1 protein-coding gene is annotated in these 787 nt (G+C 64.2%); it reads right to left on the bottom strand.

Annotated elements, in window-relative coordinates:
* Positions 1–65 precede the first annotated feature (65 nt).
* Positions 66–539, bottom strand: a complete 474-nt coding sequence (locus AC0KW6_RS20885; protein ID WP_474035969.1) for a hypothetical protein — start codon at positions 537–539, stop codon at positions 66–68.
* Positions 540–787: the final 248 nt, after the last annotated feature.

Raw genomic sequence — 787 nt, 5'->3', positions numbered from 1 at the left:
ATCAACGCGGATAGCGGCAGGTGGCGAAGCTGGTTCAGCTGTCATGGCAAATCCCTCCAGAGTGGTTAGTAGCAAACCGACTCTGATCTCCCACAGGCCGCTGTCCACCACTCATCATGGGATCTTTCCGCATCGGCAAAGACCCATTGCGCGGCCAGCAGCTGATAGCTCTTGACCTCCCAGCCAGAGGCATCGCGGTCGAAACGCAGCCGCCAGGTGCCCCGCACCTGGACTGGCAGGCGCAGATTCCGGGGACAGCTGATCGCCTCATGGCCGTTCATCGCGGTACGCACCCCCTGCACCCGCAGCCTCTTCATTTGCTCGACCAGACCTGCCGCTTGGCGCTTCCGGCGGCCGGCAAACACCACCTCGATCTCGGTGCCGGGACTGACGATCCCCTTGACCACAAGATCGCCGCGGTTGTTCATGCTGAACACCGGCACCAGTTCCACCGCGACATCGCGGACTTCCCGCTTGAACAAGCCCCCGTCCTCAATCAGCGGGGTGATCTGAGAGGCTGGCTTTCGACGATTTTTCATACGTGCATTTCCGGCGCCCTGCTCAGCAGGCACCATATCAGGTTGGACGTCTGTTTCAGGGCTATAGACTACCCTGCCCGGCTTAACGAAGCGTTGCCGGTGCCAGGGCTGTTGCTCCGCGCCGCCCCCCAAGCCCGGCAGCGGCTGCGCCGGCAGCCCCCCAATACCCGCGGGTGTTGGGGGCTGCCGGCGCCACACGAAACGACCTGCGTCCGCGCGCCTAGGCGCGCGGCATGCTGCGCGCCATC

It is taken from the genome of Leisingera sp. SA215 (assembly GCF_055902035.1).
Note: the sequence above shows the minus strand (reverse complement) of the source record. Positions and strands in the feature narration are given on the sequence as shown.

Bases quoted from the DNA above. Each gene is read 5' to 3' on its own strand.
- AC0KW6_RS20885 (WP_474035969.1), bottom strand. From the start codon at position 539: ATGAAAAATCGTCGAAAGCCAGCCTCTCAGATCACCCCGCTGATTGAG.